This is a genomic window from Streptomyces sp. NPDC054796, assembly GCF_053611545.1.
Genome location: NZ_JBSHAO010000024.1, coordinates 1 through 26,798 on the forward strand (window position 1 = coordinate 1; position 26,798 = coordinate 26,798).

Annotated in this window: 2 protein-coding genes (1 of these 2 running past the window's edge); both read left to right on the forward strand. The window is 71.1% G+C overall.

Annotated features, from left to right (window positions below):
• Window positions 1-6 precede the first annotated feature (6 nt).
• Window positions 7-22,824: a non-ribosomal peptide synthase/polyketide synthase gene (locus ACWGJ2_RS20705; RefSeq protein ID WP_453347679.1), complete on the forward strand. Its 22,818-nt coding sequence runs from the start codon at window positions 7-9 to the stop codon at window positions 22,822-22,824.
• On the forward strand, window positions 22,821-26,798 hold the 5' portion of the coding sequence (locus ACWGJ2_RS20710; protein ID WP_453347604.1) for an amino acid adenylation domain-containing protein. The gene runs 699 nt beyond the window's last position; the window shows 3,978 of its 4,677 coding nt (coding positions 1-3,978); it begins with the start codon at window positions 22,821-22,823; its stop codon lies beyond the right edge, outside the window. Before ACWGJ2_RS20705 ends, ACWGJ2_RS20710 begins: the two co-directional genes overlap by 4 nt.

Genomic DNA, 26,798 nt, shown 5'->3' on the forward strand with positions numbered 1-26,798 from the left:
TTCCTCATCCGGCTCGCTGCTGATCGTTTTCTGTGGTTCCAGTGCTACAACCACCTTCTGATGGACGGCTTCGCCTGTTCCCTGGTGGCGCGCCGAGTGGCGGAGGTTTATACGGCGCTCCACGGTGGGAGCGCCGATTCCGGGGCGGTGGGCGAGGTTTCGCACACCCCGCTGCGCGAGCTGACGGAGCAGCAGACCGCATACCGGGATTCAGATGTGTATGCGGAGGACCAGCGGTATTGGCACGAACATTTCGCTGACCGGCCCGAATTGGTAAGCATTCCCGGCCACCGTTCGACGGCCTCCGCTGAGGAAACCGGCGCGAGCGGGGTACTGCGTGAGTCGGGCCATGTCCCGCCCTCCGTCGTGGCAGCCGTGCGCGCGGCGGCCGAGGAAGCGGGGGTGACGTGGACACGGTTCGTCATCGCGGCCGTGGGAGCCTACGTGGCCCGGCTGACGGGCGCGGGCGAGGTGGTCCTGAGCCTGCCGGTGACCGGCAGGCTCAGCGAGGCGGAGCGGCGGACGCCCTGCACCATGGCGAACATGCTGCCGCTGCGGTTGCCGGTACGGGCGGAGTCCAGCCCGGCGGAGCTGGCGGCGGACGCCGCGCGGGAGGTCGGTGCGCTGCTGGAACACCAGCGTTTCCGTGGTGAGCGGCTGCGGCGTGAGCTGAGCTGGCCGGAGGGCGAGCGCTGGCATTTCGGACCGTACGTGAACATCGTTCCCACGGGCGGGCAGCTCCTGTTCGGCGAGGCCCGTGGTGTGGTGCGCGACCTGTCGAGTCGGCGCGTCGAGGACTTCGGTGTGCTGGTGGACGGCTCCTCGGAGGAGGAGGGCCTGCGCATCGTCCTCGAGGCCAACGCCGAGCTGTACGACCGCGAGTGGGTACGAGGTGTGCACCGGTCCTTCCTGCGTTTCCTGGAGCGGTCGGCGGCCGAACCCACGGCGCCCGTCGGACGTTTCGATGTGCTGGACGAGGACGAGCACGGCCGCGTGATCGGGGACTGGAACGACGCCCACCAGCCCATTGCCGCAGGGACGGTCATCGACCGCTTCGCCGGGTGGGCTGCTTCGGCTCCGGGTGCGGTGGCGGTGCGGTGTGGTGACGAGGCGGTCTCGTACGGGGAGTTGGAGGCGCGTGCGAATCGTCTGGGCCGGTATTTGACGGGTCTGGGTGTGGGGCGTGAGTCGCGGGTGGGTCTGTGTCTGCCACGTGGTGTGGACATGGTTGTGGGGATGTTGGGTGTGTGGAAGGCGGGGGGCGCGTATGTGCCGCTCGATCCCGAGTACCCGGTGGACCGGCTGGCCTACATGGTGTCCGACAGCGGTGCCACGGTCGTTCTGGGCACGGAGGAAACGGTGACCGGGGTGCCCATGGGCGCCACGCGGACACTTTTGCTGGACAGGGCCGGGGCGGCGATCGCGGCGGAGTCGTCTGAGCCGTTGTCGGTGTCTGTCGCGCCTGAGCAGTTGGCGTATGTGATTTATACGTCGGGTTCGACGGGGCGGCCGAAGGGTGTGGCGGTCGCGCATGGTGGTGTGGCGAATCTGGCGGAGGTGATGCGTCCCGTCCTCGGTGTGGAGGAGGGTGTGACGGCGCTTCAGTTCGCCTCGTTCTCGTTCGATGCGGCGGTGCTGGATGTGGCCGTCACGTTGGGCGGGGGTGGCACGCTCGCTATCGCGTCCAGCGAGGAGCGGTTGGAGCCCGAGGCGCTGGCCGTGATGATCCGCGAGGCTGGTGTGAAGGTGGCCAGCGTGGTTCCTTCGCTCCTTGGGGTGCTGGAGCCGGGGTCTGTTCCTGGTGTGGAGAACTGGGTGCTGGGTGCGGAGCGCCTCAGCGCCGACCTGGCGGCGAAGTGGCGGGCCGGGGCGCGGGTGTGGAACAGCTACGGGCCGACCGAGGCGACCGTCATCACCACGACCGTGCTTCTGCCCGAGGGCATCACCTCGGAGGATGCCCCGCCCGCGATCGGCGCCCCGATCGGCAACGCGCAGGTCTTCGTCCTGGACGGGTTCCTGCGACCGGTGCCTCCTGGTGTGACGGGTGAGCTGTATGTATCGGGCGCGGGACTCGCACGCGGATACGTGGGCCGCCCGGACCTGACCGCCGAGCGGTTCGTGGCCAACCCCTTCGTATCGGGCACCCGCATGTACCGCTCGGGTGACCTGGCCCGCTGGACTGCGGACGGTCTGCTGGAGTTCGCGGGCCGTGCGGACGAGCAGGTGAAGATCCGCGGCTTCCGCGTCGAGCCCGGCGAGATCGAGTCGGTTGTCGCCTCCCACGAACGTGTCGGCCAGGCCGCCGTTGTCGTGCGTGAGGACCGTCCGGGTGAGAAGCGGCTGGTGGCGTATGTCGTCCCGGCCGGTGACGACGACTTCGACGCTGGTGTGCTGCGGGAGTACGCGGGAGAGCGGTTGCCGGAGTACATGGTGCCGTCGGTGGTGCTGCTGGAGCGGCTGCCGCTGACCGTCAACGGCAAGGTGGACCGTGGAGCACTGCCCGCACCCGAGCCGGAGAGCCGCCCGACGGGCCGGGCCGCTGCCACACCGGTGGAGGCGTTGCTGTGCGGCCTGTTCGGCCAGGTGCTCGGGCTGGCCGAGGTGGGGGCCGAGGACAGCTTCTTCGAACTCGGCGGCGACTCGATCCTGTCGATGCTGCTGGTGTCCGGAGCCCGCCGTGCGGGGTTGGTGATCACCACTCGTGAGGTCTTCGAGCACCGGACACCAGCCGGACTCGCCTCCGTCGCCGTCCCCCTTCTCGAAGACTTCAGCCCTGCCGCCGGCGCGACCGTCGACGCGCCCACCGGCGAGGTCCCGCTCACTCCGGTGATGTGGGAGCTGCTGGACCGGGTGGCACCGGAGGACCTTGGCGAGGTGTTCCAGTCGGCCCTGGTCACGGTCCCGGCGGGCCTGGAATTCGCGTTGCTGACGCAGGCGTTGCAGGTCGTGGTGGATCGTCACGATGTGCTGAGGGCGCGGATCGAGATGGTGCCCCAGGCGCGGCTGGTGGTTCCCGAGGCGGGCGCCGTCGAGGCAGCAGGGTGGGTGCGGCGGGTGGACACGGCCGACCTGTCGGGCCGTGCGCTGAGCGGTGTGGTGGACGAGCAGCTACGCGCTGCGACACACCGGCTGGACCCGTTGGCCGGTGTGATGCTTCAGGCGGTGTGGCTGGACGCGGGCCCCGACGCACAGGGAAAGCTGCTCCTCGTGGCCGACCACCTGGTGGTGGACGGCGTCACCTGGCGCGTACTGCTGCCCGACTTGGCGGAGGCGTACGGGGACCTGGCCGCAGGCCGTGAGCCGGTGCTGGGTCCGGTGTCGACGTCGTTCCGGCATTGGGCGCGTGAGTTGTCCGCGCAGGCGGTGGGTGCGGAGCGTGTTGCTGAGCTGCCGGGGTGGCAGACCCTGTTGGAGGGTGCTGGCCCACTGTTGACGGATGGGCCGGTGGATCCGGTGCGTGATGTTGAGGCGTCGGTGCGTCGGGTGTCGGTGTCGGTGCCGTCCGGGGTGACGTCGGCCCTGTTGACGGCGGTTCCTGCCGCCTTCCATGCGGGTGTCGATGATGTGCTGCTGGCGGGGCTGGCGGCTGCGGTCGCGGAGTGGGCCCAGAGCCGGAACCAGGGCCAGGTCCAGGCTGCGGCTGACGGGTTTCTGGTGGATGTGGAGGGGCATGGCCGTGTCCCGTTGAGTGAGGGTGTGGACCTGTCCCGGACGGTGGGGTGGTTCACCAGTGCGCAGCCGGTGCGGTTGGCGGCGGGTGGGTTTGACCCGGCGGATCTGCGTGCTGGTGGTTCGGCGGCCGGGCAGGTGTTGAAGCGGGTGAAGGAGCAGGTGCGCGCTGTGCCCGGTGACGGGCTCGGCTACGGCATGCTCCGCTACCTCAACCCCGAGACCGCGCCCACCATGGCGGAGCTGCCCTCGGCCCAGATCGGATTCAACTACCTCGGCCGTTTCGCCGGGCGCGACGGACAGTGGGAGCTGACCGACGGTGGGCTGGGCGCAGGAAGCGCCGCCCGCGCCCAGGTGATGCGCCCCCTCGAAGTGCTGGGCGCGGTGCACGACCGCGCCGAAGGACCCGAGCTGACCCTCACCCTCTCCTGGCCCGAACGGCTGCTGGACGAGACCTCAGCGCAGGCCCTCCTCGATACATGGGCCGCGATGCTGTCCGGGCTGGCCACGCATGCGGCACGCCCCGGGCACGGCGGACACACCCCCTCCGACTTTCCCCTCGTCGCCCTGGACCAGGAGCAGGTGGAGGAGCTGGAGGCGGACGTCCCCGAACTGGTCGACGTGCTGCCCGTCTCGCCCCTCCAAGAGGGGCTTCTCTTCCACGCGCTCTTCGACGAGCAGGTGGAGGACATCTACGTCGAGCAGATGGTGCTCGATCTGCGGGGCACGGTGGACGCCGGGGTGCTGAGAGCATCGTGGCAGGCACTGCTGAACCGGCACGCCGCCCTGCGGGTGGGCTTCCGTCATCTGGCGGGGCGCGAGCAGCCCGTACAGACGGTCGCCCGGCAGGTGTCTCTGCCCTGGCGCGAGGAGGACTTCTCCGGGCTCGACGCGGAGGCCGCCTGGACGGAGTCGGAGCGGATCAGCGGCGAGGAGCGCGCGCAGCGCTTTGAGCTGGCGCGGCCCCCGTTGCTGAGGATCGCGCTGGTGCGTGTCGGTGCCGAGCGCTACCGGATGATGGTGACGCTCCATCACCTGCTGCTCGACGGCTGGTCGTTGCCGATCCTGCTGCGGGAGCTGTGGGACTGCTACGCGGCCGACGGATCCGCACACGCCCTGCCCACGGTGACCCCGCACCGCGACTATCTGGCCTGGCTGACCCGTCAGGACAAGCAGGCGGCCCGCGACGCCTGGCAAAACGCACTCGCCGGTCTGGAAGAGCCCACGCAGGTGGCTCCGGCCGCCCCGGCCGTGGCGGAGGCCACCTCCCTCGGCAGGGTGAACACCCGCACCGGCGCGGAGCTGGCCGGTGCGTTGGGCGAGCTGGCCCGTACACACGGGGTGACGCTGAACACCGTCGTGCAGGCGGCCTGGGCGATCGTGATCGGACAGTTGGCCGGACGCCGTGACGTCGTCTTCGGCGCGACGGTCTCGGGTCGGCCCGCAGACCTTCCGGGCATGGAGAACATGCTGGGCCTGTTCATCAACACGGTGCCGGTGCGGGTCGGCTTCGACCCGGCGCAGACCGTCGTCGGGATGCTGACGGAGTTGCAGCTCCAGCAGTCTGAGCTGCTGGAACACCAGCACCTGGGCCTCACCGAGATCCAGCGACAGGCTGGGCCCGGCGCCACCTTCGACACCCTGATGGCCTTCGAGAACTACCCCGGCGACCCCGCCGTTCCCCCGTCCATCGAGGCACTCTCGCTGGCGGACGTCGAACTCCGGGAGTCGACCAACTTCGCCCTCGCCCTGGGCGTCGTCCCGGAGGACGACGATCTGGGCCTGCGGCTGGACTACCGCCCCGACCTGTTCGAGGCATCCACCGCCCAGGCGGTCTCCGACCGCCTCACGCGGGTACTCGCGCAGATCGTGGCGACTCCCCATCTCAAGCTCGCTGAGATCGAGGTGCTGAGGGGATCCGAGCGTGCGTTGGTGGTGGGGGAGTGGAACGACACGGCGCGGCCGGTGTCGGCGCGTACCGTGCCGGAGCTGTTCGCCGGTTGGGCCGCTTCGGCTCCCGACGCGGTGGCGGTGCGGTCGGGCGATCAGGTGCTGTCGTATGGGGAGTTGGAGGCGCGTGCGAATCGTCTGGGCCGGTATTTGACGGGTCTGGGTGTGGGGCGCGAATCACGGGTGGGTCTGTGTCTGCCGCGTGGTGTGGACATGGTTGTGGGGATGTTGGGTGTGTGGAAGGCCGGGGGTGCGTATGTGCCGCTCGACCCGGAGTACCCGGCGGACCGTCTTGCGTACATGGTGTCCGACAGCGCGGCCACGGTTGTGCTGGCCGTCGGGGAGACGGTGGCGCAGGTCGCGGGTGACACGGTGCCCGTGGTTGCGTTGGATGCCCCGGACATCGCGGCGGCCGTCGCGTCGGAGTCGTCCGAGCCGCCCGAGGTGCCTCTCTCACCGGAGCAGCTTGCCTATGTGATCTATACGTCGGGTTCGACGGGGCGGCCGAAGGGTGTGGCGGTCGCGCATGGTGGTGTGGCGAATCTGGCGGAGGTGATGCGTCCCGTCCTCGGCGTGGAGGAGGGCGTGACGGCGCTTCAGTTCGCGTCGTTCTCGTTCGATGCGGCGGTGCTGGATGTGGCCGTCACGCTGGGTGGGGGCGGCACGCTTGCCGTCGCGTCCAGCGAGGAGCGGTTGGAGCCCGAGGCGCTGGCGACCATGATTCGCGAGGCCGGGGTGAGCGTCGCGAGTGTGGTGCCGTCCCTGCTCGGGGTGCTGGAACCGACGTCGGTGCCGGGTGTGGGGAACTGGGTGCTGGGCGCGGAACGCCTCAGTGCCGATCTGGCCGCGCGCTGGCGGGCTCAGTCCAGGGTGTGGAACACGTATGGCCCGACCGAGGCGACCGTCATCACCACGGCCACCCTCCTGGACGAGGGCATCGCCTCCGACGACGCTCCGCCCGCGATCGGCGCCCCGATCGGCAATGCGCAGGTCTTTGTCCTGGACGGGTTCCTGCGGCCGGTGCCTCCAGGTGTGACGGGTGAGCTGTATGTGTCGGGTGCGGGACTCGCGCGCGGCTATGTGGGCCGCCCGGATCTGACGGCGGAGCGGTTCGTGGCCAACCCGTTCGTGTCGGGCGCCCGGATGTACCGGTCGGGTGACCTGGCCCGCTGGACGGCGGACGGTCTGCTGGAGTTCGCGGGCCGAGCGGATGAGCAGGTGAAGATCCGCGGCTTCCGGGTCGAGCCCGGCGAGGTGGAGTCGGTTGTCGCCTCGCATCCGGAGGTGTCCCAGGCCGCCGTCGTCGTGCGTGAGGACCGTCCGGGTGAGAAGCGGCTGGTGGCGTATGTCGTTGTCGAGGGAGAGGTGGAGTCTCAGGCGCTGAGGGATCATGTGGCGCTGGTGCTGCCGGAGTACATGATCCCGTCGACGGTGATGGTGTTGGAGGCCATGCCTCTGACGGTCAACGGGAAGGTTGACCGGGCCGCGCTTCCGGCGCCCGAGGTGGCCGGCGGTGTGGAGGGACGTGCGGCCGAGACTCCCGTTGAGGCGGTGTTGTGCGACCTGTTCGGTGAGGTACTGGGCCTGGACCAGGTGAGCGCCGAGGACAGCTTCTTCGAGCTGGGCGGCGACTCCATCCTCTCCATGCTGCTGGTCTCCAACGCCCGACGCGCGGGCCTGGTGATCACCTCCCGGCAGGTCTTCGAGCACCGGACCCCCGCGGGCCTGGCCACCGTCGCCGAGACGGCGGACGGTGCCACCGTGGGCGGCGGCGACTCGGGCGTGGGTGAGGTGCCGCTGACCCCCGTGATGCACGAACTTCTGGACCGGGTGCCGCCGGAGAGCCTGGCCGAGGTCTTCCAGCCCGCGCTGGTGGCGACCCCCGCCGACCTGGACTTCGCGGTGCTGACCGAAGCCGTACGCGCGGTGCTGACCCACCACGATGTGCTGCGGGCGCGGCTGGAGATGGTGCCCCAGGCGCGGCTGGTGGTTCCCGAGGCAAGCACCGTTGCTGTAGAGGAACTGCTGCGCCGGGTGGACGCTGCCGGGCAGGACCTTCAACTGCTGGTGCCCGAGCAGGTGCGGGCCGCGGCAGAGCGGCTGGATCCGTTGGCCGGTGTGATGCTCCAGGCGGTGTGGCTGGATGCCGGGCCCGAGGTGCAGGGTCGGCTCGTCCTCGTCGTGGACCACTTGGCGGTGGACACGGTGTCGTGGCAGGCGCTGGTGCCCGACCTGGCGGAGGCGTACGGGGACCTGGCCGCAGGCCGTGAGCCGGTGCTGGGTTCGGTGTCGACGTCGTTCCGGCATTGGGCGCGTGAGTTGTCGGCGCAGGCGGTGGGTGCGGGGCGTGTGGCGGAGCTGCCGGAGTGGCAGGCGCTGTTGGAGGGTGCTGGCCCACTGTTGACGGATGGGCCGGTGGATCCGGTGCGTGATGTTGAGGCGTCGGTGCGTCGGGTGTCGGTGTCGGTGCCGTCCGGGGTGACGTCGGCGCTGCTGACGGCGGTTCCTGCCGCGTTCCATGCGGGTGTCGATGATGTGCTGCTGGCGGGGCTGGCGGCTGCGGTCGCGGAGTGGGCCGACAGCCGGAACCAGGGCCAGGTCCAGGCTGCTGACGGGTTTCTGGTGGACGTGGAGGGGCATGGCCGTGTTCCGCTGAGTGAGGGTGTGGATCTGTCGCGCACGGTGGGCTGGTTCACCAGTGCGCACCCGGTGCGGCTGGCCGTCGGCACGATCGACGTGTCGGGTGTGCGTGCCGGCGGCCCGGCGGCCGGGCAGGTGTTGAAGCGGGTGAAGGAGCAGGTGCGCGCTGTTCCCGGTGACGGGCTCGGCTACGGCATGCTCCGCTACCTCAACCCTGAGACCGCGCCCGCCATAGCGGATCTGCCGGTCTCGCAGATCGGGTTCAACTACCTCGGCCGCGTCCCCGCCGCATCGTCCGCCGGTTCCATGGACAGCGGTGTGCTCCCGGAGTGGGCGCCCACGGGCGAGGCCGGGCCCGGTGACGTCGAGGCGACCGGGACGTTCCCGGTGATGCATGCGCTGGAGGTGCTGGGCGCGGTGCAGGACCTGGCGGACGGTCCTGAGCTGACCCTCACGCTCTCCTGGCCCGAGCGGCTGCTGGAGGAGACCTCCGCGCAGGCCCTGCTCGATGCGTGGGCGGCGATGCTGTCCGGCCTGGCCACTCACGTCACGCGCCCCGGAAGCGGCGGGCACACCCCCTCCGACTTCCCCCTCGTCACCCTGGATCAGGAGCAGGTGGAGGAGCTGGAGGCGGACATCCCCGGGCTGGTGGAGGTGCTGCCGGTCTCCCCGCTCCAGGAAGGGCTGCTCTTCCACGCCCTCTTCGACGAGGAGGCCGAGGACACCTATGTGGAGCAGATCATCCTCGACCTGGCGGGACGCCTCGACACCGGCGTACTGCGTGCGTCCTGGCAGGCACTGCTGGACCGCCACGCCAGCCTGCGCGTCGGCTTCCGTCAGCTCGCCGGGATGGAACAGCCCGTCCAGATGGTCGTCCGCCACGCGACTCTCCCGTGGCGCGAGGAGGACGTGTCCGGGCTGGAGGAAGAGGCGGCCTGGGCGGAGTCGGAGCGGATCGGTATCGAGGAACGAGCCCGCCGCTTCGACCTCGCGACGCCGCCACTGCTGAAGATCCTGCTGGTCAAGGTCGGTCCCGACCGCTACCGGATGATGATCACGCTGCATCACATCCTGCTGGACGGCTGGTCGTTGCCGATCCTGATGCGGGAGCTGTGGGAGTGCTATGCCGTCGGCGGCAGCGCGTCCGCCCTTCCCGCCGTGGCTCCGTACCGTGACTATCTGGCCTGGCTGACCCGTCAGGACAAGCAGGCGGCCCGCGACGCGTGGCAGGACGCACTCGCCGGGCTGGAGGAACCCACCCTCGTCGCACCGCTCGTGCCGAACGCCTCCTCGTCCCTGACCCGTATGCTCACCGTCACCGCGGGCGAGCAACTCGCCGAGGCACTGCGGGAGACGGCACGCGCCCACGGAGTGACGCTGAACACCGTGGTGCAGACCGCCTGGGCCCTCGTGGTCGGTCAGTTGGCCGGGCGTCGTGACGTGGTCTTCGGTGCCTCGGTCGCGGGGCGTCCCGCCGATCTGCCCGGCATGGAGGACATGCTCGGCCTGTTCATCAACACCGTCCCCGTGCGGGTGCGTTTCGACTCGGCGCAGACCCTGGCCGAGCTGCTGACGGACTTGCAGGAGCAGCAGTCGGTGCTGCTGGACCACCAGCATCTGAGCCTGAGCGCCATTCAGCGCCAGACCGGCCCCGGCGCGACCTTCGACACGATGATGGCGTTCGAGAACTACCCCGGTGACCCGGCGGTACCGCCGTCCGTCGACGGGCTCACGCTCACCGGCACCGGTATGCGCGAGTCGACCAACTTCGCGCTCGCCCTGGGCGTCAACCCGGCCGAGGACCTGAGCCTCCGGCTCGACTACCGTCCCGACCTGTTCGACGCGAACGCCGTCCGGGCCGTCGCCGAGCGCCTGGTGCGGGTGCTGGAGCAGATCGCGGCCGCACCGCAGGCACGGGTCAGCGACCTCGACGTACTGGGCCCCGAGGAGCGGGCCCTCGTGATAGAGCGGTGGAACGACACCAAGAAGCAGGTCTCGGAAGGGACCCTGCTGGAGCTGTTCCAGTCCTGCGTGGAGCGTTCACCCGACGCCGTCGCGGTGCGCTCCGGCGGTCAGGTGTTGTCGTACGGGGAGTTGGAGGCACGCGCCAACCAACTGGGCCGGTATCTGGCGAGCCTCGGTGTGCGGCGTGAGTCGCGGGTGGGCCTGTGCCTGCCGCGCGGTGTGGAGATGGTCGTCGGACTGCTGGGTGTGTGGAAGGCCGGGGGCGCGTATGTGCCGCTCGACCCCGAGTACCCGGCCGACCGGCTCGCGTACATGGTGGCCGACAGCGAGGCATCGGTGGTCCTGGCCACGGCGGAGACCACGGCCCACGTGCCGTCGGGTCCCGAGCATGTGGTGCTGCTGGACGGAGCCGACACGGTGGGCGAGATCGGGGCCGAGTCGCCCGGACCGCTCGAACTGTCCCTCACGACAGAGCAGTTGGCCTACATCATCTACACGTCGGGTTCGACGGGGCGGCCGAAGGGCGTGGCGGTCGGTCACCGGGGTGTGGTGAACCTGGCCGAGGCGATGCGCCCCGTGCTCGGTGTGGGCCAGGGGGTGACGGCGCTTCAGTTCGCGTCGTTCTCCTTCGACGCGGCAGTGCTGGACGTGGCCGTCACCCTCGCGGCGGGCGGCACCCTCGCCATCGCCTCCAGCGAGGAGCGCACCGAGCCCGAGGCACTGGCGGCGATGATCCGCGACGCCGGGGTGAAGGTCGCCAGCGTCGTGCCGTCCCTGCTCGGGGTCCTGGACCCGGAGTCGGTGCCTGGTGTCGAGAACTGGGTGCTGGGGGCGGAGCGCCTGAGCGCCGACCTGGCGGCGAAGTGGCGGGCCGGGGCGCGGGTGTGGAACACCTACGGCCCGACCGAGGCCACCGTCATCACCACCGCCGTGCCGCTCGACGAAGCGATCACCCCGGAGGACGCGCCCCCGGCCATCGGCCGGCCCATCGACAACGCGCAGGTCTTCGTCCTGGACGAGTACCTGCGACCCCTGCCTCCCGGTGTCACGGGTGAGCTGTATGTCGCGGGCCCCGGCCTGGCCCGAGGCTATGTGGGCCGCCCGGACCTGACCGCCGACCGCTTCGTCGCCAGCCCCTTCGTGCCGGGCGGGCGCATGTACCGCTCGGGTGACCTGGCCCGCTGGACGGTCGACGGGCAACTGGAGTTCGCGGGCCGAGCGGACGAGCAGGTGAAGATCCGCGGCTTCCGCGTCGAGCCCGGCGAGATCGAGTCGGTCCTCGCCGCGCATGAGAGCGTCGGCCAGGTCGCCGTCGTCGTCCGTGAGGACCGTCCGGGTGAGAAGCGGCTGGTGGCGTATGTCGTCCCGGCCGGGGGCAGCGACTTCGACAGCGAGGCGCTGCGGGAGTTCGCCGGTGTGCATCTGCCGGAGTACATGGTCCCGAGTGCGACGGTGGCGCTCGACGCCATGCCGCTGACGGCGAACGGCAAGGTCGATCGCCACGCCCTGCCCGCGCCCGACCAGGAGAGCCGCAGTGAGGGCCGGGACGCCGAAACGCCGCTGGAAGCGGTGCTGTGCGGGCTGTTCGGTGAGGTGCTGGGCCTGGACCAGGTGGGCGCGGAGGACAGCTTCTTCGAGCTGGGCGGCGACTCGATCATGTCGATGCTGCTGGTCTCCAACGCCCGACGCGCGGGCCTGGTGATCACCTCCCGGCAGGTCTTCGAGCACCGGACCCCCGCGGGCCTGGCCACCGTCGCCGTGACGGCGGAGGGCGTCGTCATACGCGGCGGTGACTCCGGCGTGGGTGAGGTGCCGTTGACTCCGGTGATGTGGGAGTTGCTGGGCCGGGTGGGTGTGGAGGGTGTCGGCGGGGTCGCGCAGTCGAGTGCGGTGGTGACTCCGGCCGATATGGACTTTGCGGTGTTGGTCGGTGCCGTGCAGGCGGTGGTGGACCAGCACGATGTGCTTCGGGCGCGGCTGGAGACGGCGCCCCAGGCGCGGCTGGTGGTTCCCGAGCAGGGAGCTGTGCTGGTCGAGCCGCTGGTGCGACGGGTGGACGTCACGGGTCAGGACCTTGCGGCGGCGGTCGGCGAGCAGGTGCGGGCCGCGACGGCGCGGCTGGATCCGTTGGCCGGTGTGATGCTTCAGGTGGTGTGGCTGGATGCCGGGCCCGAGGTGCAGGGGCGGCTCGTCCTCGTCGTGGACCACTTGGCGGTGGACACGGTGTCGTGGCAGGCGCTGCTGCCTGATCTGACCTCCGCTTACGAGGAGTTGGCGGCGGGACGGCGACCGGTGCTGGGTTCGGTGTCGACGTCGTTCCGGCATTGGGCGCGTGAGTTGTCGGCGCAGGCGGTGGGTGCGGGGCGTGTGGCGGAGCTGCCGGGGTGGCGGGCGCTGCTTGGGGATGCGGGTTCGTTGTTGACGGATGGGCCGGTGGATCCGGTGCGTGATGTTGAGGCGTCGGTGCGTCGGGTGTCGGTGTCGGTGCCGTCCGGGGTGACGTCGGCCCTGTTGACGGCGGTTCCTGCCGCGTTCCATGCGGGTGTCGATGATGTGCTGCTGGCGGGGCTGGCGGCTGCGGTCGCGGAGTGGGCCGACAGCCGGAACCAGGGCCAGGTCCAGGCTGCTGACGGGTTTCTGGTGGATGTGGAGGGGCATGGCCGTGTCCCGTTGAGTGAGGGTGTGGACCTGTCCCGGACGGTGGGGTGGTTCACCAGTGCGCAGCCGGTGCGGTTGGCGGCGGGTGGGTTTGACCCGGCCGACCTGCGTGCCGGCGGCCCGGCGGCCGGGCAGGTGTTGAAGCGGGTGAAGGAGCAGGTGCGCGCTGTGCCCGGTGACGGGCTCGGCTACGGCATGCTGCGCTACCTCAACCCCGAGACCGCGCCCACCATGGCGGAGCTGCCGGTCTCGCAGATCGGGTTCAACTACCTCGGCCGCGTCCCCGCCGCATCGTCCGCCGGTTCCATGGACAGCGGTGTGCTCCCGGAGTGGACGCCCACCGGTGAGGCCGGGCCCGGGGACGATGAGGCGACCGGGACGTTCCCGGTGATGCATGCGCTGGAGGTGCTGGGCGCGGTCCAGGACCGCGTCGACGGTCCTGAGCTGACCCTCACGCTGTCCTGGCCCGAGCGGCTGCTGGAGGAGACCTCCGCGCAGGCCCTCCTTGATGCGTGGGCGGCGATGCTGTCCGGCCTGGCCACTCACGTCACGCGTCCCGGAAGCGGCGGGCACACCCCCTCCGACTTCCCTCTCGTCACCCTGGATCAGGAGCGGGTGGAGGAGCTGGAGGCGGACATCCCCGAACTGGTGGAGGTGTTGCCGGTCTCCCCGCTCCAGGAGGGGTTGCTCTTCCATGCTCTCTTCGATGAGGAGGGCAGGGATGTGTATGTGGAGCAGATGGTGCTCACGCTTGAGGGGCGTGTTGATGCGGGGGTGTTGCGGTCGTCGTGGGAGGCGCTGCTGGAGCGGCATGGTGTGCTGCGGTCGGGGTTCCGTCAGCTCGCCGGGATGGAGCAGCCCGTCCAGATGGTTGTCCGCCACGCGGTTCTCCCGTGGCGTGAGGAGGATGTGTCCGGGCTGGGGGAGGAGGCGGCCTGGGCGGAGGCGGAGCGGATCAGCGGCGAGGACCGGGCCCGGCGGTTTGATCTGGCGAGGCCGCCGTTGCTGAGGGTGGCGTTGGTCAGGGTGGCTCCGGAGCGGTATCGGATGCTGGTGACGTTGCATCACATCCTGTTGGACGGCTGGTCGCTGCCTGTGCTGATGCGGGAGTTGTGGGCCTGCTACGCGGCCGGTGGCAGTGCGTCGGGCCTTCCCGCCGTGGCTCCGTACCGTGACTATCTGGCCTGGCTGACCCGTCAGGACAAGCAAGCAGCGCGCGACGCCTGGCAGCAGGAGTTCACAGGCGCGGAGGAACCCACCCTCGTCGCACCGGGTGACCCGGACACCGAAACCGCGTCGGAGGCGGTGTCCCGTCACGCGGACGCCCAACTGACCGGGGCACTAGATGAGTTGGCCCGTGGCCATGGGGTGACGCTGAACACGGTCGTGCAGGTGGCGTGGGCCGTGGTCCTAGGCCAGCTCGTCGGGCGTCGTGACGTGGTCTTCGGCGCCACGGTGGCCGGGCGTCCCGCCGATCTGCCCGGCATGGAGAACATGCTCGGCCTGTTCATCAACACCGTGCCCGTGCGCGTGCGGCTCGATCCGGCCCAGACCGTGACCGCACTGCTGGCCGGGCTCCAGGCCCAGCAGTCGGCGCTGCTCGATCACCAGCATCTGAGCCTCACCGAGATCCAGCGGCTCGCAGGGCCCGGCGCCACCTTCGACACCCTCCTCGCCTACGAGAACTTCCCCACCGGAACGCACACGTCGGACCCCTCGCGTGGCGATATGCAGGAGTTCGGCTCGGGCGGAGTGACGGTAACCGAGGCCAGGACACAGGAGTCGGTCAACTACCCGCTGTGGCTGGTGGTCGACCCCATGGGCGGACTGCGCGTCCAGCTGACGTACCGCTCCGACGTCCTCGAAGACCGCGCCGCCGAGGCGCTCGTCGGTCGCCTGCTGCGGCTGCTGGAGCGGATGGCAGCCGACCCGCAGGCACGCATCGGCCGCATCGGCCTCCTGGACGACGCCGAGCACGCACGCGTCACCGGTGACTGGAACGACACCTCGCGCACCGTCACCGAGGGCGCGCTGCCCGAGCTGTTCCAGGCACAGGCGGACCGCACACCCGACGCAGTGGCGATGACCGACGGCGACCGGGAATGGTCGTACGCGGAGCTGAACCGCACCGCCGACCGGGTGGCCTGCGGGCTCATCGCACGCGGTGTGCGGCGCGGGCAGCTCGTCGGCGTGGTCATGGAACGGTCGGCGGGCATGGTGGCGGTGCTGCTCGGTGTGGCCAAGGCGGGCGCGGGCTATGTGCCCGTGGACCCGGACTGGCCCGCCGCCCGGACACGGCTGGTGCTGGAGCGGTCCGCGCTGATCGTCGCTGACGGCGACACGGTCGAAGCACAGCCCGTTGACGTGGTGTCCGCCGACGAACTGTTCGCTGGGCCCGACGGCACCCCGGGGGTCGCGGTGTCGCCCGACGACGTGGCGTACGTGATGTACACGTCCGGTTCGACCGGTGTGCCGAAGGGTGTGGAGGTCACCCAGGGCGATGTGACCGCGCTGGCCCAGGACAGCCGGTTCGCGCGCGGACACGAGTGCGTCCTGCTCCACTCGCCGCAGACCTTCGACGCCTCCACCTACGAACTGTGGGCGCCCCTGCTGAGCGGCGGCCGGATCGTCATCGCCCCGCCCGGCGTGGTCACCGCACCACTCGTGCGGGAACTGGTCACCCGGCACGGCATCACCGCGATGTGGCTGACGGCCGCGCTGTTCCACCTCTTCGCGCAGGACGACCCGGAGTGCCTGAGCGGGCTGCGCGAGGTGTGGACCGGCGGTGACGCGGTGCAGGCCGACGCGGTGCGCAGGGTGCGGGAGGCATGCCCCCGGCTGGTCGTCGTGGACGGCTACGGGCCGACCGAGACCACCACCTTCGCCACCTCCCACCGGATCGAGGTGGACGCGCCGGTCCCGGCCGTCGTGCCGATCGGCAGGCCGCTGGACAACATGCGGCTCTACGTCCTCGACGAGTTCCTGCGCCCCGCGCCCCAGGGCATCTCCGGCGAGCTGTACATCGCCGGAGCCGGTCTGGCCCGCGGCTACGCGGACCGGCCGGGACTGACCGCCGAGCGGTTCGTGCCCTGCCCCTTCGTGTCCGGTGCGCGGATGTACCGGACCGGGGACCTGGTGCGCTGGAACGACAACGGCGAGCTGGTGTTCGTCGGCCGGGTGGACGCCCAGGTGAAGCTGCGCGGCTTCCGCGTGGAACCCGGTGAGATCGAGGCGGTCGTCGCCGACCACCCGGACGTCGGACAGGCCGCCGTGGTGGTCCGCGAGGACAGGCCGGGCGAGAAGCGGGTGGTCGGCTACGTCGTACCCGACGGGCGGGAGGTGGACGGCCAGCAGGTGCGCGACCACGTCGCCGGGATACTCCCCGAACACATGGTTCCCGCAGTGGTGCTGGTCCTCGACGCGCTGCCGATGACGGTGAACGGGAAGGTGGACAGGGCGGCGTTGCCCGCGCCGGACTTCGGTGGGCTGGTCTCGGGGCGTGAGCCCCGTACGGCGGCCGAGGAGGCGCTGTGCGGCCTGTTCGCCGAGGTGCTGGGACTGGAACGGGTCGGCGTCGAGGACAGCTTCTTCGAGCTGGGCGGCGACTCGATCATGTCGATGCAGCTCGCCTCCCGCGCCCGCCGCGCGGGCTGGGTGGTGACCCCGCGTCAGGTCTTCGAGGAGAAGACCACGGAGCGGCTGGCACTCGTCGTGGAACCCGTCGAAACGACGGAGACCGAGGGCACGGGCACCACCGCCGAGAACGCGGGCGAGCTGGCGATGACACCGGTGATGCGATGGCTGGGCGACGGGGCGACCCGCCCCGGATTCGCCCAGTGGACGGTGCTGGGTGCCCCCGAGGGCCTGGGGCTGGAGACGTTGCGGGCGGGGTTGGGTGCGTTGGTGGATGCGCACGACATGCTGCGTGCGCGTGCCGTGCTCGGTGCGGGTGGGGGTGCGGATCCGGTGTTGGTGGTGGGTGAGCGGGGTTCGGTCGATGTGGGTTCGTTGGTGAGCCGGGTCGATGCGGCCGGTGTGGCTGAGGGTGAGTTGGACCGGGTGGCGGGGGAGGCGGCTCGTGCGGTGGTGGAGCGGCTGGATCCGGTGGCGAGTGTGATGGTGCGTGCGGTGTGGGTGGATGCGGGCCCTGGGCGTGTGGGTCGGGTGGTGTTGCTGGTGCATCACTTGGCTGTGGATGGTGTGTCGTGGCGTGTGCTGTTGCCGGATCTGGAGTTGGCGTGTGGTGAGGTGGCTGCGGGTCGGGTGCCGGTGTTGGATCCGGTGGGTACGTCGTTCCGTGGCTGGTCGTTGGAGTTGGCGCGGCAGGCGCGCGGTGCGGAGCGGGTGGCGGAGCTGGAGGCGTGGGCCGCGCTGGCCGGAGGCGGTGGTGGGGGCGAGGGTGTGTCCGAGCCGCTGCTGGGACGGCGCGCACTGGACCCCCAGCGCGACACGGTGCGCACACTGCGCCACCGCTCCTGGACCGTCCCGGTGGCGCAGGCGGCCACCCTGACCGGCAGGACGCCCGCGGTCTTCCACTGCGGTGTCCACGACGTCCTCCTGGCCACCCTCACCGGGGCCGTCACCCAGTGGCGCCAGGACACCGCAGCTGGAGCCGGAGCCGGAGAAACCGGTGTCCTCCTGGACGTCGAGGGTCACGGCCGCGAACCCCTGAACGGCCTGGACCTCTCCCGCACGGTCGGCTGGTTCACCAACGTGCACCCCCTCCGGCTCGACGCCGGAACCACCGACCTCGCCGACGCGCTGTCGGGCGGTGAGGCGGCGGGCGAGCTGCTGAAGGCGGTCAAGGAGCAGGTGCGGGCGGTGCCCGGCGACGGGCTCGGCCACGGTCTGCTGCGCTACCTCAACCCGGAGACGGGCCCGCGGCTGGCGGCCCTGCCGGCGCCGCAGATCGGATTCAACTACCTGGGCCGGTTCGCCACCGGCACCAGGTCGGGCCCGCCCGGAGCGTGGCAGATGGCCGGCGAGTCCGCCGTCGGCGGCTCCGCCGACCCGGACGCCCCGGCGACACACGCGCTGGACGCGGGCGCCTCGGTACGGGACACCCCGGAGGGCCCCGAGCTGACGATCACACTGAGCTGGCCCGGCGAACTGCTGGACGACGACGAGGCGGAGCGCCTGGGCAGGGCATGGCTGGAGATGCTGACCGGCCTCGCCGACCACACCACGGGCGACACGGAAGCGGGCGGACACACCCCGTCCGACTTCCCCCTCCTCACCCTCACGCAGGAGGACGTCGAGAACCTGGAGACCACCGTCCCCGGACTCGTGGACATCTGGCCGCTGTCGCCGTTGCAGGAGGGGATGCTGTTCCACTCCGCCTACGACGACGGCGAGGCGGACGTGTACGGGGGCCAGCGTGCACTCGCCCTCGACGGGCCACTGGACGTCGCAAGGCTGCGCGCGTCCTGGGACGCGATGCTGCAACGGCACCCGATCCTGCGGGCGAGCTTCCACCGCGGCGTCTCCGGCGAGGCACTCCAGGTGATCGCCCGCGATGTGGAGCTGCCGTGGCGCACCGCCGACCTTTCGGGGCTCACGGAGCAGGAGGCGGCGGCCGAGATGGCACGGCTGTCCGCGAGCGAGCTGTCGGCACGGTTCGACCTGACCAGGGGCCCGCTGCTGCGGCTCCTCCTCGTCCGGCTCGGCGAGCGGCGGCACCGTCTGGTGATGACCACGCACCACATCATCGTGGACGGCTGGTCCCTGCCCGTGCTGCTCAACGAGCTGTCGGCGGTGTACGCGGCGGGCGGCGAAGCCCGCGAACTGCCCGTGGCCCCCTCCTACCGGGACTACCTGGCGTGGCTGGACCGGCAGGACAAGGAAGCGACACGTGCCGCCTGGCGCGCTGAGCTGGCCGGAGCCGACGAGCCGACCCGTGTGGTCCCCGCGGAGACGGTCAGGGTGCCGGTGCGCCCCGAGCTGGTGCGCAGGGAGTGCACCGTCGAGCTGACGGCCACCCTGGCCGACCTGGCCCGCGACCATGGGCTGACGGTGGCGACGGTGGTGCAGGGCGCCTGGGCGCTGGTGCTCGCGCGACTCGCCGGACGCACGGACGTGGTGTTCGGCAGCACCGTCGCGGGCCGTCCCACGGACCTTCCGGGAGCGGAGTCGGCCGTCGGCCTGTTCATCAACACGCTCCCCGTGCGGGTGGATCTGAAGGCCCGGCAGTCGGTCGCCGAGATGCTCACCGCACTTCAGCAGCGTCAGATCGGCCTGATGGGCCACCAGCACGCCGGACTCGCGGAGATCAACCAACTGGCGGGCCCCGGCGCCGAGTTCGACACGCTGATGGTCTACGAGAACTACCCGCGCCCCGCCGACGAGCCCGCGGGGCCCGACAGCCTCACCATCCGTCCCGCAGGAGAGACACAGGACGCGAGCCACTACCCGCTGGGTCTGATCGTGGGCCCGGGGGAACGGCTGGAAGCCCAGCTCGACTACCGGCCCGACGTGTTCGTACGGGCCGAGGCTGAGGAGATCCTCGAATCGCTGCTGCGGGTGCTGGAACAGATCGCGGCCGACCCGTCGGCGCCCGTCGCCCAGGTGAGCGTGCTGGACGAGCGCCGGCGCGCGATGCTCACCGAGGAGTGGCACGACACGGCGCACCCGGTCACGGCCGGGACGCTGCCCGAGCTGTTCGGCCGGAGTGTGGAGCGGTGGCGGCACGCGGTCGCCGTGACATCGGCCGGACAGACCCTCACCTACGGCGAGTTGGAGGCGCGCGCCGGTCGGCTGGCCCGGCACCTCATCGCCTCGGGTGTGGGTCCCGAGTGCCGGGTGGCGGCGGTGGTGGAGCGGTCGGCGGCGATGGTCGTCACCCTGCTGGCGATTTCCATGGCGGGCGGTGTCTTTGTCCCCGTCGACCCGAACTATCCGGCGGACCGGATCGCCTTCGTGCTCCAGGACGCGGACCCCGCCGTGGTGATGTGCACCTCGGCCACCCGCGACGTGGTGCCCGAGGAGTTCGCACACCGGTCCATGGCGCTGGACGACCCGGCGGTCGTCGAGGCGCTGGACGGCCGGGAACCCGGCCCGGTCACGGACAGCGAGCGGCTCGGACGGCTGCGCACCGGCAACGCGGCATACGTGATCTACACCTCGGGATCCACCGGTCGTCCGAAGGGCGTCGTCGTCTCCCACACGGGACTGGCGAACCTGGCACACGCCCAGATCGAGCGCTTCGGCGTCCACCCGGACGCGCGGGTGCTCCAGTTCGCCTCGCTGAGCTTCGACGCCGCCGTCTCCGAGCTGTGCATGACCTTCCTCTCGGGCGCCTCGCTCGCGGTGGTCGGCACGGACGCGCTGCCGCCCCGGGTGTCGCTCAGCGAAGCGGTGCGCGCCACAGGAGCGACACATGTGACCGTGCCCCCCAGCGTGCTGGCCGTCGAGGACACACTGCCGGACGCGCTGGAGACGGTGGTCGTCGCGGGTGAGGCGTGCCCGCCGGGCCTGGTCGACCGGTGGTCGGGCGGCCGTCGGATGGTCAACGCGTACGGGCCGACCGAGGTGACCGTGTGCGCGGCCATGAGCCTGCCCCTGACACCGGGCGGCGGCGACGTCGTGCCGATCGGCCGCCCCCTGGCCAACGCGCGGACCTTCGTGCTGGACGCGTTCCTCCAGCCGGTCCCGGTCGGTGCCGACGGTGAGCTGTACGTCGCAGGGCCCGGTCTGGCCCGCGGCTACGCGGGCCGTACGGGCCTGACGGCGGAGCGGTTCGTGGCCTGCCCCTTCGTGCCCGGTGCGCGGATGTACCGGACAGGGGACGTGGTGCGCTGGACCGCCGAAGGACAGCTGGTGTTCGTCGGCCGCGCGGACACACAGGTCAAGGTGCGCGGGTACCGCATCGAGCTGGAAGAGATCGAGGCGGCGCTGGCCGCGCACCCGGAGGTGACACAGGCCGTGGTCGTCGTACGTGGCGACGGCCCCGGCGACAAGCGGATCGTCGGCTACGTCGTCGCGGACACCCCCGAGGCCGCCCGTGACGCACTGCCCGAGGCCCTGCGCACGCACCTGGCGGGCGTCCTGCCCGAGTACATGGTGCCCACGGTGGTCATGCCCCTGGACCGGCTGCCGATGACGGTGAACGGGAAGGTGGACAGGGCGGCGCTGCCCGCGCCGGACTTCGGTGGGCTGGTCTCGGGGCGTGAGCCCCGTACGGCGGCCGAGGAGGCGCTGTGCGGCCTGTTCGCCGAGGTGCTGGGACTGGAACGGGTCGGTGTCGACGACGACTTCTTCGCACTGGGCGGCGACTCGATCACCTCGATGCAGCTCGCCTCCCGTTCCCGTCGCGCCGGACTGGTGGTGACCCCGCGTCAGGTCTTCGAGGAGAAGACGGCGGAGCGGCTGGCACTCGTGGCCGAGGCGGCCGACGCCGCCGAACGCACCGGCGTGGACGACACGGGAGTGGGCGAGATCGCCTGGACTCCGGTGATGCGGGCGTTCGGAGAGGCCGCAGCCGGTCCGCGGTTCGCCCAGTGGATGGTGGCGGGCGCCCCGGCCGCGCTCGGGCTGGAGACGTTGCGGGCGGGGTTGGGTGCGTTGGTGGATGCGCACGACATGCTGCGTGCGCGTGCCGTGCTCGGTGCGGGTGGGGGTGCGGATCCGGTGTTGGTGGTGGGTGAGCGGGGTTCGGTCGATGTGGGTGCGTTGGTGAGCCGGGTCGATGCGGCCGGTGTGGCTGAGGGTGAGTTGGACCGGGTGGCGGGGGAGGCGGCTCGTGCGGTGGTGGAGCGGCTGGATCCGGTGGCGGGTGTGATGGTGCGTGCGGTGTGGGTGGATGCGGGCCCTGGGCGTGTGGGTCGGGTGGTGTTGCTGGTGCATCACTTGGCTGTGGATGGTGTGTCGTGGCGTGTGCTGTTGCCGGATCTGGAGTTGGCGTGTGGTGAGGTGGCTGCGGGTCGGGTGCCGGTGTTGGATCCGGTGGGTACGTCGTTCCGTGGCTGGTCGTTGGAGTTGGCGCGGCAGGCGCGCGGTGCGGAGCGGGTGGCGGAGCTGGAGGCGTGGGCCGCGCTGGCCGGAGGCGGTGGTGGGGGCGAGGGTGTGTCCGAGCCGCTGCTGGGGCGGCGCGCACTGGACCCCCAGCGCGACACGGCCCGGACCCTGGACGTCCGAAGCTGGACGGTCCCCGTCGCACACGCCGCCACCCTGACCGGCAGGACACCGTCCGTCTTCCACTGCGGTGTCCACGAAGTATTGCTGGCCACACTGGCCGGGGCCGTCGCACACTGGCGACCGGGGGCTGATGCCGGGGTGCTGGTAAACATCGAGGGGCACGGCCGTGAGCCGGTGGAGGGGGTGGACCTTTCCCGCACGGTGGGGTGGTTCACCAGTTCACACCCCGTCAGGCTCGCGGCAGGAACCACCGACCTCGCCGACGCGCTGTCGGGCGGCGAGGCGGCGGGCGAGCTGCTGAAGACGGTCAAGGAGCAGGCGCAGTCGGTGCCCGGCGACGGGCTCGGATACGAACTGCTCCGCTACCTCAACCCGGAGACGGGACCGAGGCTGGCGGCCCTGCCGGCGCCGCAGATCGGATTCAACTACCTGGGCCGGTTCGCCGCCGGCACGGACACGGGACCGGTCGGTCCATGGCAGCCCGCCGGGGAATCGGCGATCGGCGGCTCGGTCGACCCGGACATGCCGGCGATGCACGTGCTCGACGCGGGCGCGGTGGTACGGGACACCCCGGAAGGGCCCGAACTGTCGCTCACGCTGAGCTGGCCCGGCGAACTGCTGACGGCGGACGAGGTGGAGCGGCTCGGCCGGCTCTGGCTGGAGATGCTGACCGGCCTCGCCGACCACACCACCGCTCCGGCGGCAGGCGGACACACCCCGTCCGACTTCCCCCTCCTCGACCTCGCCCAGGACGAGGTCGACGAACTCGAAGCGATAGCAGCAGAACTCGAAGGAGGACGGTCCCTGTGAAGAAACCAGCCCCCGTCAAGGGCTCAGCGTTGGCGGAAGTGTGGCCGCTGTCGCCTTTGCAGGAGGGGATGCTGTTCCACGCGGCCTACGACGACCAGGGCCCCGACATCTACGCGATGCAGTGCGTGCTGACCGTCGAGGGACCGCTCGACGCCGACCGTTTCCGCGCCTCGTGGGAAGCGCTGCTCGAACGTCACGCGGCACTCCGGGCCAGCTTCCACCAGCGCAAGTCGGGCGAGTCGGTGCAGCTCATCACGCGGGAGGTCGCCCTGCCGTGGCGGGAGGTCGCCCTCTCCGGCCTGGACGAGGACAGCCAGTCGGCCCGGGTCACCGAGCTGGCGGCCCGCGAACGGGAGGGGCGGCTGGACCTGGGGGCGGCGCCGCTGCTCCGGCTCGTCCTCGTCCGGCTCGGTGAGCGCAACCACCGGCTCGTAGTGACGACGCATCACATCCTCATGGACGGCTGGTCGATGCCCGTCCTCCTCGACGAGCTGTCCACGGTCTACGCGGCGGGCGGTGACGTACGGGTACTGCCCCCGGTCGCCTCCTACCGGGACTACCTGGCGTGGCTGAACCGGCAGGACAAGGCGGCGGGCCGGGCCGCCTGGCAGGCCGAGCTGGCGGGCGTCGAAGAACCCACACTCCTCGCACCCGACGACCCTGGAAGGGACGCGGTGCTGCCGAAGGAGACCCTGGTGGCGCTCTCCGAGGAGACCACGGGGAAGCTCTCGGAGCTGGCCCGCGGCCAGGGGCTGACGATGAACTCCGTGGTGCAGGGCGCCTGGGCGCTCGTACTGGCGGGGCTGACCGGGCGCAAGGACGTCGTGTTCGGCGCCACCGTCGCGGGGCGTCCGCCCGAGCTGCCGGGCGTCGAGTCGATGGTCGGCCTGCTCATCAACACACTGCCGGTGCGAGTCGGTCTCGAAGCGGGTCAGCCGGTGCTGCGGATGCTGACGGAGCTTCAGGAACGCCAGTCCGCACTGATCAGCCACCAGCACATAGGGCTGCCGGAGATCCAGCGGCTCGCGGGCCCCGGAGCGACCTTCGACACGCTCATGGTGTACGAGAACTACCCCCGGCCCCCGGCCGCGCCCGACTCGCCCGAAGCCGCCGAAAGGCTCTTCTTCGGGGGCATGGAGACCCACGAGGCGACCAACTTTCCGCTGACCATGGGCGTCATCCCGGACCGGAACCTACAGATCCTGGTGACCTACCGGCCCGACCTGTTCGACGAGCAGGCGGCGATCCGCATGGGGCGCCGCCTGACGCGGGTGCTGGAACAGGTGGTCGCCGACCCGTCGGCACGGGTGGGTGACATCGAGGTACTGGACGAGGCCGAACGCGCACGGCTGGTGGAGGAGTGGAACGACACCGGCCGCCCGGTCCCCTCGGGAACGACCGTCGAGCGCTTCGCCGGGTGGGCCGCTTCGGCTCCGGACGCGGTGGCGGTGCGGTGCGGTGACGAGGCGGTGTCGTACGGGGAGTTGGAGGCACGCGCCAACCGTCTGGGCCGGTATTTGACGGGTCTGGGTGTGGGGCGTGAGTCGCGGGTGGGGCTGTGCCTGCCGCGTGGCGTCGACATGATCGTCGGACTGTTGGGTGTGTGGAAGGCCGGGGGCGCGTATGTGCCGCTCGACCCCGAGCATCCGGCGGACCGGCTGGGTTACATGGTGTCCGACAGCGGGGCATCGGTGGTTCTGGCCGTTTCCGGTACCGAGGACCGGGTCCCGGCCGGGGTGGCGGATGTGGTGGTGCTGGATGACGGGGAGGTGGCGGCGGCGATCGCGTCGGGGTCGTCTGAGCCGTTGTCGGTGTCTGTCGCGCCTGAGCAGCTTGCCTATGTGATCTATACGTCGGGTTCGACGGGGCGGCCGAAGGGTGTGGCGGTCGCGCATGGTGGTGTGGCGAATCTGGCGGAGGTGATGCGTTCCGTCCTCGGTGTGGAGGAGGGTGTGACGGCGCTTCAGTTCGCCTCGTTCTCCTTCGACGCTGCGGTGCTCGATGTGGCCGTCACCCTGGGTGGGGGCGGCACCCTCGCCATTGCGTCCAGCGCGGAGCGGACCGAGTCCGAGGCTCTCTCGGCGATGATCCGCGATGCCGGGGTCCAGGTGGCCAGCGTGGTTCCCTCGCTCCTCGGGGTGCTGGAGCCGGGGTCGGTGCCGGGTGTGGAGAACTGGGTGCTGGGCGCGGAACGTCTCAGCGCCGATCTGGCGGCGAAGTGGCGGGCCCAGTCCCGGGTGTGGAACACGTATGGCCCGACCGAGGCGACCGTCATCACCACGGCGACGTTGCTGGACGAGGGCATCACCCCGGACGACGCCCCGCCCGCGATCGGCGCTCCCATCGGCAACGCACAGGTCTTCGTTCTGGACGGATTCTTACGGCCGGTGCCCCCCGGTGTGACGGGTGAGCTGTATGTCTCGGGCGCGGGACTCGCACGCGGATACGTGGGCCGCCCGGACCTGACCGCCGAGCGGTTCGTGGCCAACCCCTTCGTGCCGGGCGGTCGCATGTACCGCTCGGGTGACCTGGCCCGCTGGACCGAGCAGGGCCTGCTGGAGTTCGCGGGCCGTGCGGACGAGCAGGTGAAGATCCGCGGCTTCCGCGTCGAGCTGGGAGAGATCGAGTCCGTGCTCGCCGCCCATGTGACGGTGAGTCAGGCCGCTGTGGTGGTCCGCGAGGACCGCCCCGGCGACAGGCGGCTTGTCGCCTACGTCATCCCCGACGTCCACGAAGTCGACCAGGACCTGCTCCGCGAGCACATGGCCAAGACGCTGCCCGACTACATGGTCCCGTCCGCGGTCGTCGTCCTGGAGCGGCTGCCGCTGACGGTCAACGGCAAGCTCGACCGGGCCGCGCTGCCCGCACCGGACTTCGCCGAACGCGTCACCGGACGGGCGCCCCAGGGCCCGCTCGAAGAGGCACTGTGCGCGCTGTTCGCCGACGTGCTGGGACTGGAGCGGGTGAGCGCCGAGGACAGCTTCTTCGAGCTGGGCGGCGACTCGATCATGTCGATGCAGCTCGCGTCGCGGGCCCGGCGCGAGGGCTGGGTGGTCACACCTCGGCAGATATTCGAGGAGAAGACCGCCGAGCGGCTCGCGCTCGTGGTGGAAGCCGTGGGCGCGAAGGAGGAGTCCGTCAGCGACGTCGGTGTGGGCGAGGTCGGCTGGACACCCGTGATGCGGGAGCAGGGCGAGCGGGTCACGGGCTCGCGGTTCACCCAGTGGATGGTGGTGGGCGCCCCTCCCGGCCTCGACCTGAGCACCCTCACCGCCGGAGTGGGCGCTGTGGTGGACACACACGACATGCTGCGCGCACGGGTGGTGCGCGAGGGAGACACCTCGGCACTTGTCGTCGGCGAGCGAGGCTCGGTGGACGCCGCCGGTCTGGTCACACGGATCGACGCGAGCGGCCTGGCGGCCGAGGCACTGGACAGGGCCGCGGGCGACGCGGCACACGAAGCGGTGGAGCGCCTGGACCCCGCGGCCGGTGTCCTGGCACAGGTGGTGTGGCTGGACGCGGGACCCGACAGGACCGGACGGGTGGCGGTCGTGGTGCACCACCTGGCGGTGGACGGTGTGTCCTGGCGGATCCTGCTGCCCGACCTCCAGGCGGCGTGCGAGGCGGTCGCGGCCGGGCGCGAACCCGTACTCGACCCCGTGGGAACGTCCTTCCGGCGCTGGTCCGGTCTGCTCGCCACTCAGGCCCGCAGCAAGGAACGGGTCGCCGAGCTGGACGACTGGGTCGCCCTCGTCGGCGGACCCGGCGCAGCCGCGTCGTCCCGCAGCGCTGAGGGGCCGGGCGCGGCGAAGCCCTCCCTGACGGGGCGTGCGCTCGACCCCGCGCTGGACACCGTCAGCACTCTGCGGTCCCGTTCGTGGTCGGTGTCGCCGGACCGTGCGGTCACCCTGGCGGGACGCACACCCGCCGTCTTCCACTGCGGTGTCCACGAGGTACTGCTCGCCACCCTCGCC